This is a genomic window from Collimonas fungivorans Ter331, assembly GCF_000221045.1.
Lineage (GTDB): Bacteria > Pseudomonadota > Gammaproteobacteria > Burkholderiales > Burkholderiaceae_D > Collimonas > Collimonas fungivorans_A.
In genome coordinates, this window is the sequence record NC_015856.1 from 2,545,305 (window position 1) to 2,556,521 (window position 11,217).

At 62.7% G+C, this 11,217-nt stretch carries 11 protein-coding genes and 1 pseudogene; 2 read left to right on the forward strand and 10 right to left on the reverse strand.

From position 1 onward, the window contains the following. Positions 1-163: 163 nt before the first annotated feature. Positions 164-877: pseudogene (locus tag CFU_RS11220) on the reverse strand (GNAT family N-acetyltransferase); the annotation flags it as partial. Positions 878-1,002: 125 nt separating this feature from the next. Here CFU_RS11220 and CFU_RS11225 point away from each other — a divergent pair. Continuing rightward, positions 1,003-2,475, forward strand: coding sequence for a PLP-dependent aminotransferase family protein (locus CFU_RS11225; RefSeq protein WP_041741785.1), 1,473 nt, complete (start codon positions 1,003-1,005; stop codon positions 2,473-2,475). Here the strand turns inward: CFU_RS11225 and CFU_RS11230 are convergent. Next, the gene (locus tag CFU_RS11230) at positions 2,472-2,855 is read right to left on the reverse strand and encodes a DUF427 domain-containing protein (RefSeq protein WP_014006155.1); all 384 of its coding nucleotides are present in this window, start codon (positions 2,853-2,855) and stop codon (positions 2,472-2,474) included. The two genes, CFU_RS11225 and CFU_RS11230, sit on opposite strands and share 4 nt — an antisense overlap. A gap of 189 nt (positions 2,856-3,044) precedes the next feature. Here CFU_RS11230 and CFU_RS11235 point away from each other — a divergent pair, with 189 nt between their 5' ends. Then, positions 3,045-4,238, forward strand: a complete 1,194-nt coding sequence (locus CFU_RS11235; RefSeq protein ID WP_014006156.1) for an IscS subfamily cysteine desulfurase — start codon at positions 3,045-3,047, stop codon at positions 4,236-4,238. Here the strand turns inward: CFU_RS11235 and CFU_RS11240 are convergent. From CFU_RS11240 to CFU_RS11270, 8 genes are all read right to left on the reverse strand, one after another. Next, positions 4,235-4,639, reverse strand: coding sequence for a VOC family protein (locus tag CFU_RS11240; protein WP_041741787.1), 405 nt, complete (start codon positions 4,637-4,639; stop codon positions 4,235-4,237). The genes CFU_RS11235 and CFU_RS11240 overlap by 4 nt on opposite strands. Before the next feature lie 2 nt (positions 4,640-4,641). Then, a complete protein-coding gene (locus CFU_RS11245; protein ID WP_014006158.1) occupies positions 4,642-5,460 on the reverse strand; it encodes an alpha/beta fold hydrolase in 819 nt (272 codons plus the stop codon). Positions 5,461-5,477: 17 nt separating this feature from the next. Continuing rightward, a complete protein-coding gene (locus tag CFU_RS11250) occupies positions 5,478-6,581 on the reverse strand; it encodes an ABC transporter substrate-binding protein (protein WP_041741789.1) in 1,104 nt (367 codons plus the stop codon). A 128-nt stretch (positions 6,582-6,709) separates the two neighbouring features. Beyond that, positions 6,710-7,873, reverse strand: a complete 1,164-nt coding sequence (locus tag CFU_RS11255) for a JmjC domain-containing protein (RefSeq protein ID WP_014006160.1) — start codon at positions 7,871-7,873, stop codon at positions 6,710-6,712. Positions 7,874-8,037: 164 nt separating this feature from the next. Next, positions 8,038-9,222, reverse strand: coding sequence for a hypothetical protein (locus tag CFU_RS11260; protein WP_041741790.1), 1,185 nt, complete (start codon positions 9,220-9,222; stop codon positions 8,038-8,040). Positions 9,223-9,268: 46 nt separating this feature from the next. Next, positions 9,269-9,376 carry a hypothetical protein gene (locus CFU_RS25370; RefSeq protein ID WP_014006162.1) on the reverse strand — a complete coding sequence of 36 codons (108 nt, stop codon included), beginning with the start codon at positions 9,374-9,376 and terminating at the stop codon, positions 9,269-9,271. Further along, positions 9,363-10,187, reverse strand: a complete 825-nt coding sequence (locus CFU_RS11265) for a TauD/TfdA family dioxygenase (protein ID WP_014006163.1) — start codon at positions 10,185-10,187, stop codon at positions 9,363-9,365. Before CFU_RS11265 ends, CFU_RS25370 begins: the two co-directional genes overlap by 14 nt. A gap of 52 nt (positions 10,188-10,239) precedes the next feature. Beyond that, complete coding sequence (locus CFU_RS11270; RefSeq protein ID WP_014006164.1) at positions 10,240-11,193, reverse strand: TauD/TfdA family dioxygenase; 954 nt, start codon at positions 11,191-11,193, stop codon at positions 10,240-10,242. Between the last annotated feature and the right edge of the window lie 24 nt (positions 11,194-11,217).

The window sequence follows — 11,217 nt, forward strand, 5'->3', positions numbered from 1 at the left end:
GCAAGCAGCGACTTGGCCAGGGGATTGGATTTCATGTGCAGGGTCTCCAGTGCTGAGGAAAGGGACGTTGTCGGCAGCGGCCTGGCAGCAAAGCGACGCCAGGGCCGTGCCCAACATTCTATAGTGGATGAGCGGGGAAAAGCGGAAACTAAGTGGTCGCCGGCTCAACCTTGCGCAGTGCTGTCAACGATGTACGCTGCTGCCCTTGCCCATCGAAATTCTCCGGGGCCAGCCATTTTTCAAAGGCGCTGCGCAGTCCGGGCCATTCGCTGTCGATGATGGAGAACCACGCTGTGTCGCGCGAACGTCCCTTGTAGACGATGGCCTGGCGGAAGATGCCCTCGAACTGGAAACCAAGGCGCGCGGCGGCCTGGCGCGAAGGTCCGTTCAGGCTGTCGCATTTCCATTCGTAGCGCCGGTAACCGAGTGCGTCGAAGGCGTGTTTCATCAGCAGGTACTGGGCCTCGGTGGAAACCGGCGTGCGTTTCAGCAAGGGAGAAAACGCCACGAAGCCGACTTCGATGACGCCGTTGGCCGGGTCGATCCGCATCAGCGACAAGGTGCCGACCGCGTTTCCCGTCTTGCGCTCGATCACCGCATAGTGCAACGGATCGCTGCTGGCTGCTGCCTGCTCGGCATATGTGCGGTAGCTGGCGGCGTCGGCGAACGGGCCGACCGACATGTAGGTCCAGTCGCGGCCATCCTCCGCCTGGCTGTAGGCAGCATACAGGTCGGCGGCGTGGCGCTGCGCATCCAGCGGCTCGAGGCGGCAGTAGCGTCCTTCGATAGCAGCGTTGTGCGGCGGACGCGCGCGGGCGCTCCAGTCAGGCAACGGTGCGCCGATTGGCTGCTGGTAGGGATTCAAAGTGCTGGACATAGGGGTTTCCTTGCTGGATGAGGCCGGGCATGCGCCGGGGGCATGTGCTAAAGTAGGCTTTTCGTGGCCCTGAAAAAAGAGCCACATCATATATATTTCATAGTGCCACCCGGCGCCCCTTGCCCATGACGACCATCCCGGCCCTGTTGCCGCAAGCCCTGCTCGAAGCGCCATTGCTGAAAGACAGCGGCGCGGCGCCGATGCAGCGCCAGTTGCACCATCGTATCAAGGAAACCATCCTGGATGGCCGGCTGGCGCCCGGCAGCCGCCTGCCCGGCTCGCGCGCCCTGGCTGAAGCGCTGTCGATCTCGCGCAACACGGTGACGGCCGCCTATGACCTGCTGGCCGCGGAAGGTTATGTCGAGCCGGATCGCCAAGGCACCCGGGTGGCGACGCTCTCGCGCCCACCGCCGCGCGCCGAGCGCAACCCGCCGCCGGCGCCGGCCACCGCGCTGCGCCTGAGGCACATCCAGCCCAGTGCGCCGCGCAGCGACGCCAGCGCGACGCTGCGGCCGGGCGTGCCGGCCTTGTCGCATTTTCCATTGGCCGCCTGGCGCCGCGCCGTCGACCGTGCGATCCGCCGCAGCGGGCCGGCGGCCCTGGGTTATGGCGATCCGCTGGGCGAACCGGTGCTGCGCGCCGCCATCGCCCGTCACCTTGGGGTTGCCCGCGGCGTGCGCTGCGAAGCGGCGCAAGTCATCATTACCGAAGGCGCGCAAGAAGCCCTGGCGCTATGCGTGCGTTTGCTGACCAATCCCGGCGACACGGCCTGGGTCGAGGATCCCGGTTATCGCGGCGCCAAGGCAGCGATGCATGCAGGCGACCTGAACATCGCGCCGCTGCGCATCGACGGCGACGGCGTAATCGTGGCCGAAAGCGACTGGAAATCCCCGCCGCCGCGCTTGATCTACACCACGCCATCGCATCAATATCCGGCAGGCGCCGTGCTGACGGTGGCGCGGCGCCTGGAACTGATTGCGCAAGCACAGCGCCATGGGACCTGGATCATCGAAGACGACTACGACAGCGAATTCCGCCATGCCGGCGAATCCATCGGCGCCATGCAGGGGCTGGTGGCGCAGGCGCCGGTGCTGTATGTGGGGACGTTCAGCAAGACCATGTTCCCATCGCTGCGGCTGGGATTCCTGGTGCTGCCGGCAGCGCTGCTGGCCGCGCTGCGGACGCCGCTGGAGGAAATGCTGCGCGGCGGCCACCGCTACGAACAGCTGGCGCTGGCCGAGTTTATCGAAAGCGGCCAGTTCAGCCGGCACCTGGGCCGCATGCGGCGCCTGTACCGCGACCGCCAGCAGGCGCTGCGCGAAGCCATGGCCAGGCACATGCAGGTGCCGCACACCATCGAAGGCGGCCACTGCGGGTTGCACCTGACGGTGCGGCTGCCGGTCCAATATCCAGACCGCAAGATCGCCGACGCCGCGCGCCGTTACGGCATTTCGCCCTACCCGCTGTCGGATTTCGCGCTGCAGCCGAGGCCGGAAGACAACGGCCTGGTGCTCGGTTATGGCAACACCTCCGCCGAACTGTTCGAACCCTTGGTGCGGCGCCTGTCGCAGCTGGCGCGTGCCGCTGAAATCGTTTAAGCCGCCGGCAGTTCTTCTATGGCGTCGACGCGGTCGGGGTAAAACGCCAGGTGATCCTTGATCTCGGCCACGGCTGCATAAGGCGCCTCATAGCTCCAGACGCTGTTCACGGTACGGTCGCCGCCGGCGGGAATGCTGTAATAAGAACATTCGCCCTTGTAGGGACAGTAGGTGGTGTGAGTGCTCGACTCCAGCTGGGACATGTCTACATCCTGGCGCGGAATGTACTGCACTCCAGGATACGCCGCCTCGCGCAACGTCAGCGCATTGCTGGTTTCGGCAATGACGCGGCCGGCGACGGTGACGCGGATCCGCGCCGGATTCGGCGTTACGGTGATCGGATGGTCCGGGCCCGGGATCTTTATCGGTTTCTCGCTCATGGTATTGAATCCTTTCCTGTGGCTAGCGTTAACGGTGTTTCAGACACGATATCACGCAGCTGGCCACGTCGCCCGGGCCGAGCTGAATTCGAAAAATCAAATAACGCATATAAAAATGAATTAATATTTGTTTTTCAAATAACTGCTTAAGCGTAAAGTATCGCTCGTGCCATCCCAGGATTTTCCATCATGACTGCTGCCTGTACCACCGTAGTACCCGACAACTCCGACGCGGCAGCCTCGCCGCAGCTCCCGATCTATCTCGATTACTCAGCCACCACGCCCGTCGATCCGGCGGTGGCGGTCAAGATGTGCGAATACCTGACGGAGAAATTCGGCAATCCGGCCAGCAGTTCGCATGCGTTCGGCTGGGAAGCCAAGGCGGCAGTGGAACAGGCGCGGCGGCAGGTAGCCGCGCTGGTGGGAGCGCAGGCCAGCGAGATCGTCTGGACCTCCGGCGCCACCGAATCGAACAACCTGGCGCTGAAAGGCGCCGCCCATGTCTTGCGCGAGCGCGGCCGCGGGCGCCACCTGGTGACCATGAGCACCGAGCACAAGGCGGTACTGGACACTATGCGCACGCTGGAACGCGAAGGTTTCGAAGTGACTTACCTGGCGCCGCAGCCGAACGGCTTGGTCGATCTGGAAACATTCAAGGCGGCGCTGCGCAGCGACACCATCATCGCTTCCGTGATGATGGTCAACAACGAGATCGGCGTGATCCAGCCGGTTGCCGAGCTGGGAGAAATCTGCGCCGGGCGCGATATCGTGTTCCACGTCGACGCCGCGCAAGCAGCCGGCAAAGTCGCCATCGACCTGCGCAGCCTGAAAGTCAACCTGATGTCGTTCAGCGCGCACAAGGTCTACGGTCCGAAAGGGATAGGCGCGCTGTTCGTGCGCCACGATCCGGCGCTGAAGCTGGAAGCGCAGATCGACGGCGGCGGCCATGAAAACGGCATGCGTTCCGGCACCCTGGCCACCCACCAGATCGTCGGCATGGGCGAAGCATTCAGCCTGGCGGCCAAGCTGCTGGACAGCGAAAACGCAAGGATAAGAAGTTTGCAGGAGCGCTTGTGGGACGGTTTGCGCGATTGCCCCGGGGTGGTGCTCAACGGCGATCGCCTGCAGCGCGTTCCGCACAACCTGAACCTGAGTTTTGAAATTCCCGGCAGCACGCCTATTGCGGCGCAGCTGCTCGATATCGCAGTCTCTGCCGGCTCCGCCTGCAACTCGGCCAACGCCGCGCCATCCTATGTGCTGTCCAGCCTGGGCCGGCCCGATGCGCTGGCGCGCAGCGCGATCCGTTTCTCACTGGGACGCTATACCAGCGCGCAGGAAATCGACTATACGGTGGCGACGCTAAGGCAATTGCTGAATTCCTAAGCGGCCCGGATCGGACAGTTGAGCATCCACTGCACGCCGAAGCGGTCCGTCAGCTTGCCGAAGTAATCGCCCCAAGGCTGGACCGCAAGCGGCGTAGTGACGTTTGCACCCTGGCTCAGGCGTTCGAACAGCTGGTCTGTCTGCTCGCGGCTGTCGGTCATCAGGATGTGCGCCGAACCGCGCATCGGTTCGGCGTCGTCGTTGTCTGATGCATAAAACAGGACCCCCGGCCCTTCAAACCTCGAATGCATGATCTTGCCGCGCATCGCCTCGTTCTTCAGCGGGATGCCGCCGGCGCCGTAATACATGACTTCGACCACTTGACCCAGCCCGCACTCGGTGTAGAACGCCAGCGCCTGCTCGCAGCCGGTGGTGAAGAACAGGTAATTGGATTGCTGCATCGTCATCGCTCCTGGAGTGCGCCGACCTTGTCGAGGAAAGCCTGCATTACACCATTGAATTGCAGCGGCCGCTGCAGCGGCGCGAAATGGCTTACGCCTGGCATCAGGATCAACTCCGCACCCGGAATACTGCGGCTCAGGTACTCGGCGTGTTCGGCCTTGATGAATTCGTCATGTTCGCTTTGCACGATCGCTACCGGCACTTTGATCTCGGCCAGGTCGCGTGCCGCATAATTGGGTTGCGTCTTCATCATCAGCCCCACCGCCTCGGCAAACGCGGAAAACTGATCCGGCGTGGCCGAAAGCCGGGCGTAGTCTTTGGTGTGGCGGCTGAAACAGCGGTCGATGACAGGCGTCGCCCTGAACTCCTTGGCACCGCCAGGATCCATGTTGCAGCCAAAGAAAAATACGCCGCTGACGCGCGTCGGCGCTTTCATGGCCAGCACCAGGGCGGTGCAGGCGCCGTCGCTCCAGCCCACCAGCGGCGCTTTTTTTATGTGCAGGACATTCATCACGGTCAGTACGTCGGAGGCCATCAGCTCGTAGCTGAACGGCCGCGCATCGCGTGTGCTGCGGCCATGGCCGCGGCTGTCTATCAGCACCACGCAATGGCCTGAAGCCACCAGCACGGGAACCTGGCAACCCCAGTTGCCGCTATGGCCGAGGCCGCCGTGCAGCAGGATCACCGGCGGCCCGGAGCCGTAGGTCGCGTACCAGATGCGGGCGCCGTCGTGGCTTACATGGCCCTGGTCGCCTGCCGCGGGCAGCGGCGCGGCGCCGTGCGCTTCGAAATTGCTGAGGTCGTCGTCGAATGCTTCCACGCTGTTCCTTGCAGTGTTCAGCGCAAAATCGCGCCGTGTTTGCCGATCATGACCATTTCCACGAATTTCGAGCCGTCATGATTGTTCGGTGTATAGGATACCCGCACGCCGCCCAGATCGAAATCGCGCATGGTTTCCAGCGCCGCCATCAGTTTCTGCCTGGTCGGGTTGGGGCCGGCGCGGCGCAGCCCCTCGGTCAGCAGCTTGGCCGCCACAAAACCTTCGAATGCCGAATAGGAAGACGGCGGCGGCTTGGGCATGGCTTTCAGGACGCTCTGGAATTCGCGCGTCGCGCCGGCGGCGAAATTCTTCGGATAGGGCATCACCTGCATCACGCTCACTCCGCGGCCGTCTTCGCCCAGCGATTCGAAAAAGGTATCGGAGCTGACATTGGACAGCATCATGAAGGCGGGGTGGAATCCCTTCTTGTGGACCTGCTTGACAAAATCGGCGCAGGCCGACGGCGTGCAAGCCATCAGCACGGCCTGCGGATTGCTCGCGATGATGGCGTCGACCGCCTTGTCGATTTTCAGGTCCTTGCGGTCGTAGCTCGCGGTCACCACAGCGTTCAGCTTGTGCGCCGCCAGGTTGCGTTCGAAGCCGGCCAATCCGTCGCGGCCGAAACTGTCGTCCTGATACAGGATCGCCACCTTGCGGATCGCCAGGGAACTGAACAGTTCGACCATTTTCGCGGTTTCGTCCTGGTAGCTGGCGCGCAGGTTGAACAGGTAGGGATTGAATGGCTGGTGCAGGCTCTGGCCGCCGGAGAATGGTGCGATCAGCGGTACTTTTTCCGCCTGCAGCAACGGCAGGACAGCTTCCACCGTCGGCGTGCTGCGATAGCCGAACAGCGCCAGCGCATTATCCTGCTTCAGGAGTTTCTCGGTATTGAGCCTGGTGGTTTCCGGCTTGCGCTGGTCGTCATAGGATTTCAGCTCGATCATCCGGCCATGCACCCCGCCCTGCGCATTGACCCAGCCGAAGTAAGCCAGCGCGCCCTCCATGTTTTCCTTGCCGGTGGCTTCGCCCGACAGCTCCACGGACTGTCCGATGACGATCTTTTCCTGGGCGCCGGCGGTCGCCATGGCCGCCAGTAAAAGAAGTGCAAACAATGTCTTCATGCCGATTGTCTCCCTGATTATGATTATTTTCGGTCGACAATACTCTTCCGAAGCTTGCAAATAGCTTTCATTTTTCGGGCTATTTGGTCTTCGAAAGATCAGGACAAGGCAAAGGAATTAATATTTCATCAATAATTATTCTTGCGCAAGATCAAGCCGATCTCGGCAAACTCTTCCAGTATCTCCCCTATGCGCGCCGTCGCCACCGCCCCCAGCGCCTGCACCGCATGGTGACCGTGGAAAGGTTTTTTGCGCGCGCTTACCCATTGCAGCACTTGCCGGGCGTCGGGCGCCAGGATGCTGCGCTCGCGCCTGCGGCCCGATTTCATCACCAGCATTGCGTCGTTGCGGCTGCCGTCGATCTCGAATTCGACCTGCGGATTGCGCTCGAACGCGGCGGTAAACGTGCCGCCCCAGTCGGCCAGCAAAGCCGTGGCAGAGAGTGTCGCCACGGCCTCGCCGGTGGCATCGATCAGGCTTTGCAGGCGCTGCCGTTTTTCTTCCTGGCCCACGGTGGAGCCGAGGCCGAAGGCCAGTTCGCGGCCGGCGTCGTGCTTCAGCATGCGCTCCTTGATTTCTTCCATCAGCAGATCGGTCCAGGACGGCGGGTTGATGGTGAACAGCAAGGACAGCGACGGTTCGTGGTTGAGGGTGCAATGCCAGTAGCCCGGATGCAGGTACACCAGGGTGCCGGGTTTGGCTTCGAAACTCTTGCAGCTGGACGGCATGCGCGTCGGGAACGGCTGGCGCGCATAGCGCTGCATGTGTTCGTTGACCGCCGCGCCGGAAGACCAGCCGACGTGCGGATTGACTACATGCTGGTTGGCGGCGACGCTCCACTGCTTGCTGCCGATCAGCTGTATGTTGATGGTGACGTTCGGATCGAAATGGAAGGTCGAACCGGTGCCTTGCGAAATGAACGCCTCGAAATAGACATCGTCCTGGCGCAGCCCGAGGTCGCGCTCCAACGCACGCGCAATCGGCTCCAGCGCCGGCACGTGGTCTTCGACCTTGCTCAGGTACAGCGTGTAGCCGCTTTCATAAAAAGCCGGCAGTTGCCGCGCGGTGGCGTTGATCAACGGGTTTTTGGTATCGCGCGGGGCCCAGGCGTCGGCGTCGCCGCGCCAGGCTTCCAGCAGCGCATCGATGCTGGACAGCTCCGGGATGGCGGCGATGTCGGCGAAACGTTGCGGTGAACCGTGGCACACATACGGTTTCTTTTGCCAATAGCGCGCCATGAAGGTATCTACCGCCAATGGATGTATCAGGTCGGCCAATCCCAGCTTTTTCATCGTCGCTCCCCTTGCCTCGGAACTACCAGGGACAACTCGGAAACCAGGCCCGTTTCAACGGGCTCCTCCAGAAGATTGATACGCTTGCATGATTGAGATTAGCACAATATTTCCATGTTGCAATATTAATTTTGTGCCACCGCCAGTTGGCGACGATACCGCGCTCAGCCGCCGTATTTCGCCAGGAATTCCAGGTTTTCGCTCAGCACCGCTTGGAACTGGTCGCGCTGGGAAGGCACCCACATGGGAGGATCGAATGCCGCCACGATGCGGCTGGCCTCAATGCGAATGGTGCCGGCGATCGGTTCGCGCACGGCAAACGTATTGCTCTCCAGGCTGCCCTCCAGGTCGACCACAAAACCCAGCGCTTCGCTATCCTTGAGGCGCGCCTTGAACGATTCCTGCAGCCTGGCGGGACGGCCGGCGTGCGGCACCACGATTTCTATCGGCCGCAAATCCGGCAGCGGCACCAGCACCGCGGCCACTACCGACGACTTGCCGCTGGCAACAGGAAACGCCAGCTCGGCTACCTCCTGCTGCACGATGGCCTTGACCGCCGTCACCTCGGCCGAGGCATCGTAGCCGGCCAGCGCCGTCACCAGATTGTCGGTCAGCACCGCGACCGATTCGACTGCGCCCGACGCCGTCACCGCGAGCCGGAAGGTGATCGTGCCCTGCACTTCCTTGTGTTCCCTGAGCTGCTCGCCCAGCCTGCGCTGGCAATCCAGGATCACCTTGCGCGCCGCAGCGGCGTCCAGCGGACCGGTCACCAGCGGCGAAGTGGCGCGCAAGTGGCCGACCAGCGCGATGCGCCCTTCGATCGGATCCATGCTGCCTTCGATGGTCTGGGTGCCGTGCACGATGCGGTCGTCGAACAGCAGCAACTGGTTGAAATGGGCCGGCACCAGCTCATACAGCACCTCGCCGTGGACATGGTGTTTCTTGTAGCTCGGCACGCCGTCGCGCATCAGCAGCGTCTCGCCGCCGGAAAACTTCCGGCTCTGCCAGCGCGTCAGCGAGTACACGAAACCCCAGGTGCCGTTGTGGAAATCGCTGTGCAGCCCCAGCGTGCAGCCGTTGACCATCAGGTGCAGGTTAGGCGCGCCGGTGGGGATCAGGCCGAGGTTATCTATGCACCATTGCTTCATGTGTTGCATGAAGCGGCCGAACAGCGGCTCCGGGATCACCTGCTGCGGCACGGTGCGCAGGTAGGTGTACATCTGCGGCGCGCAGAAATACTGCCAGCTGACGGTCTGCTTGTACGCGTCCTTGACGCGCGCATCGAAGGCCGTGCGCATGGCCTCGGCTTCTCCGAAAAAATCGCTCACTATGTGCTGGCGCTTGATCATCCTGCCTCCTGCTGAAACATGTTGAAAGATTGTTTGGCTGCTGCGTTCAAAGCGCTCCGTGCGCGCGCATGTCGCCCAGCGCGACCCGTATCTGGCGATTGCCCGAATACGGCCGGCGCCCGTGCGCCAGCAGCAGGTTGTTAACCAGCAGCACGTCGTTGGCCTGGGTCTGGATCTGCACCGAACAGGCGTTTGAGCACGGTGTCGATGGTCTTGATCCAGTCCGGCGGAATGCTGCTGCCGTCGCCGAAAAACACCGTGCGCGGAAACTTGTCGCGGCTGAAATGCTTGCTCAGCAAGGCATCCACCTCTGGCGGCAAGGCATCGGGATGATGCAGCAGTATCTGGTTGAACCAAGCTTCCGTGCCGCGTTCCGGGATTTGCAGCAGGGCCTTGGTGCGGTACGACACCGTGACGTCATTCTCGGACGGCGCGTCGATCTCGTGTCCGCTGGCGGCGACCTTCTGCTTCAGCTGCTGCAGGCTGTCGACCTTGAAGAACTGCTCCCACGATGCATCCAGCCCGCGGATGAAGCGGCGCCGGTAGACCAGTCCTTGCTGGCGGAAACGGTCCAGCATGGCGGCCGGCAGCTTGCTGGCCACCAGGCGGCCGTCGGACAAGGTCCACTCGCCGCCTTCGGGCGCCGGCTGCAGGCAATAGAACAGCTGCCGGGACGGCCAGCTGCTGGTGTGCGAGGCCTCGTTGTGGAACTGGATCTCGAGATGCTTGGGGTAAGGCGTCGCAAAATAGACGTTCTCGCTGGCGCTGGCCAGCGGCAGGTCGCCGTAATGCTTGTAGAGCCTGTCGCAGGCGGATTCCGCGCAGCGCTCGAAGCCCTCGAGCCCGCCGACCTCGAAGCCGCGGAACAGGACGTAGCCATCCGCCCACAGCGCTTCATCGGTCTGCTGGCGGTGCTGCCTGATCCAGTCGGCAAGCGGTTCTTGCGTAGTGCTTGAAATATTCATGGTTTCCCTGGATTACGACGTTGAAAAGGAATGTACGGTCCGGCAGCCGGCTTCATGACATGGCGACCAGTATCTGGCGCTGGCCGTCGAACGGCATGCGGCCATGGGCCGCCAGCACGTTGTCGACCACCAGCAAATCGCCTTTTTGCCAGCGGAACAGGGTCCTGGCGCCACGCATGACTTCGCGCACGGCAGCCAGCGTATCGTTGGCTATGCGGCCGCCGTCGCCGTAATAGGCCGCCATCGGCAAGCCGCTCTCGAACTGCGCGCTGAGGTTGCTCGCCAGCGGCGTGTTGGAGGCATGGAACAGATGCGCCTGGTTGAACCAGACAGCTTCGCCGGTGACCGGATGGCTGCGCAAGGCCGGCCGAATTTCGCTGATGCGCAGGCCGCCGTTCGCCTGCCATTCGAAACCGATGTCCATCTCGCGGCAATACGCTTCCACCCTGGCCTTGTCGCCGGTGAGGAAAACCTTGGTCCAGGAGTTGTACCTGGATTCGGCCGAGGCCAGGTTGCGCACATACATCAGCCGGCGGCGCTCGAATTCCGAGACGATATCGGCTGGCATGGCGGCCAGGATTTTCCTGGAATCGGCGACCGGGGTTTCGCCGCCGCTGCCCGGCGGCGTATTGCAGAAGAAATACAGACGCTGCGGCCAGCGGCTGGCGTAGGACATCTCGTTGTGGAGCGGGATCTCCAGGTGTTTTGGATATTCGGTCGAGGTATACACGCCGTCGGCCACCTGGCTGCGCGGCGAGGTGCCGCCGGAATAGTCGCGCAGTTCCGGCGCCATCGCCGCCACCGCCCGCCTGAAGTCTTCCGCATCCTGCAGCGGCAGCCCCCTGAGCAGGACAGCGCCCGCCTGCAGCAGCAGTCTGCCCAGCTCCGGGGTTGACGCCGCCAGCCATCGGTAGCAATCGGGAAGGTCTGGATCGACTTCCACCAGCGCTGGAAAACCCGTGCCGGCCGCCACCGTTGCTGCGATATTTTCTACAATGTTCTGCATATTGCGTCTCTCCTGAAAACGGCC

Coding starts and splice junctions, on each gene's coding strand:
- CFU_RS11225 (WP_041741785.1), top strand. CDS start 1,003: ATGACGACCATCCCGGCCCTGTTGCCGCAAGCCCTGCTCGAAGCGCCA.
- CFU_RS11230 (WP_014006155.1), bottom strand. CDS start 2,855: ATGAGCGAGAAACCGATAAAGATCCCGGGCCCGGACCATCCGATCACC.
- CFU_RS11235 (WP_014006156.1), top strand. CDS start 3,045: ATGACTGCTGCCTGTACCACCGTAGTACCCGACAACTCCGACGCGGCA.
- CFU_RS11240 (WP_041741787.1), bottom strand. CDS start 4,639: ATGCAGCAATCCAATTACCTGTTCTTCACCACCGGCTGCGAGCAGGCG.
- CFU_RS11250 (WP_041741789.1), bottom strand. CDS start 6,581: ATGAAGACATTGTTTGCACTTCTTTTACTGGCGGCCATGGCGACCGCC.
- CFU_RS11255 (WP_014006160.1), bottom strand. CDS start 7,873: ATGAAAAAGCTGGGATTGGCCGACCTGATACATCCATTGGCGGTAGAT.
- CFU_RS11260 (WP_041741790.1), bottom strand. CDS start 9,222: ATGATCAAGCGCCAGCACATAGTGAGCGATTTTTTCGGAGAAGCCGAG.
- CFU_RS11265 (WP_014006163.1), bottom strand. CDS start 10,187: ATGAATATTTCAAGCACTACGCAAGAACCGCTTGCCGACTGGATCAGG.
- CFU_RS11270 (WP_014006164.1), bottom strand. CDS start 11,193: ATGCAGAACATTGTAGAAAATATCGCAGCAACGGTGGCGGCCGGCACG.